The 1,890-nt window shown below is 56.4% G+C and carries 2 protein-coding genes and 1 pseudogene; all 3 read left to right on the top strand.

The genetic code is table 11. The features are described 5' to 3' along the window. Positions 1–214, top strand: a pseudogene (locus ACFTWP_RS41640) (hypothetical protein); the annotation flags it as partial. Positions 215–864: 650 nt separating this feature from the next. Then, positions 865–1,125, top strand: a complete 261-nt coding sequence (locus ACFTWP_RS41635; protein WP_198113263.1) for a hypothetical protein — start codon at positions 865–867, stop codon at positions 1,123–1,125. Positions 1,126–1,319: 194 nt separating this feature from the next. Beyond that, positions 1,320–1,890, top strand: a 571-nt coding sequence (locus ACFTWP_RS41630) for a UvrD-helicase domain-containing protein (RefSeq protein ID WP_380270385.1), incomplete at its 3' end; no start/stop codon positions are given.

Here is a 1,890-nt window from a genome sequence, read left to right as displayed (position 1 = left end):
CGAGCGAGGGGCGGTCATGCCGGGCGTCGCGACACTTGAGCGGCTGTGCTCGGTTCTCGATTGTTCATGGATGGAGCTGTTGGAGGGGGGCTCTGGCGACGCGCAGCAAGTCGCACCGGATATCGCCCGCCTCCTCGCCCCGTTGAAGCGGGAGGACCGGCTTTTCCTCCTAGAGCAACTCAAGGTGTGGGCTGAGAAGTTGACCGACAGATAGCCCTGTTAACAACCTATCGCTGGGCCGCGAATGCTCGGATATTGAAGTGGCAATCCGACGATGGCGGCGTTCATCACATTCGTCTGGAAGCAACGTGAGCTGACGCGGAGCACCGTCGTGGAGCGAATCGAGGTCGACGCTGAGACGGTTTCGCGGTTCGCCCTCCGTATGGCGCTGCCAGCCGAATCTCGGCCGTTTCATTCGTTTTGGCGTCCCACAATGGCCACTCTATCTCGTACAAGTAGGTCAATATGTCACCGCGAGGCATCTCGTACCCAGCCACGCCGGTTACCCTCTGCGTCCACACGCATCGGCACCGGTTGCCGCGCTGGTCATAGGCATACCCGCTGCAAGACATTACGCGGGCCTGTTGAGCAATGTAAGTAATCAAGGTAAGTTTAAACGGACCTCCGCGTTGAGACACTCAGAGTCTCGCCGGCGACCTCGGGCGACAGCGCACCTGCACGCGGAGCGACGACGATTAGCAATTCGCTGCGGATAATAGTATGCCGCCAGAGGCGGTGTCGGAATTCTGCTGCGCGCCCTAAAAATTGGCGCCGTGATGCCGTTAACCTGGTTCCGAGATGGTGTATTGCAGCGAGTCCGGCAGATGAGGTTCCTATACTCTGTAGTTAACTGCCGGAAACACCATGGAAAACTACAGGCAAAATTGTAAAGGTAATGAAATAAATGTCGGTAAGCAGGGCGTTGATAAACTTCCTTCGCTTGCCGAATTTTGGGATGCGCTTGCATCGTATTCGTTCACTCCGCAGCAGGGCGTGGCCAACATCAAGAGGTTCTTCGAGCTGGATGCCATCGCGCGGTGCTCACCCCGGCACGAAAGACTCATGTCGCAATTTTGGGATGCGGCATTTGATGGTGCACCGCGACCGGCGCGGCCGAGCAATTAGTTGTTGATTCACTGGCGGTCGAAGACCGCCAGTTTTTTCAGTAGGGTGGTCATTTGACAAGGCTATTTGGCTGGCTTCATCGATGTCTTATTCTGATTTGCAACTTCTTCGGACGCCGGTCCCCACAGAGTCGGCCGATTGCGGCCGCTCAACCGGCCACTCCGTCAGCCCCGGTCCCGGTGCAGCCAAAACGCTTGCGTCTGTATGAAGGGCGCCCGCTAAATTTTGAAGACTCGAAAAAAGACGAGGCGCGACGGATTCTGCATCGCCGAGACCCGGCTACCGGAAAAATAAGGGGGCCGAGTGAAGCTCAGGAAGAACTGATATTTGCGCGTGAACGCGGGGTATCTGTACTGGCCGGCGCTGGTTCTGGCAAGTCAACTTCCTTGGTGTCGCGTCTGCTTTTCATGAGGCATCAGCTTGACATCCGGTACTCGCAGATTTCGGTGTTCACGTTTACGCGAAAATCACGCGCTGACTTCATCAAAAAGCTCATTGAAGAGTCGAGTAACTGGCCGAGGCCAATAGGAGAGAAGCTTGCTCAACGCCTGGTGAGAACTTTCCATTCCAAAGCATTGGCGATGGCCCGAGGTGCTATGGACCCGAACACGCGCATATTTGAGTTCCTCGGCGCACCAGTCAAGGCGCGTAGCGGCAAGGCGTCGCCGACGCTCGCTGACATCGAGGCCGAATTGGACGGGGACCCTGTGTTAGCGGAGTTGTCTGAAAACGAATCAGAAGCAAATCAGCTATTGAACCTGTTCT

The sequence above is a fragment of the Kitasatospora sp. NPDC057015 genome (assembly GCF_042673745.1).
Lineage (GTDB): Bacteria > Actinomycetota > Actinomycetes > Streptomycetales > Streptomycetaceae > Kitasatospora.
The sequence above is the reverse complement of the archived record's forward strand: the minus strand, read 5'-3'. Positions and strand labels throughout refer to the sequence as shown.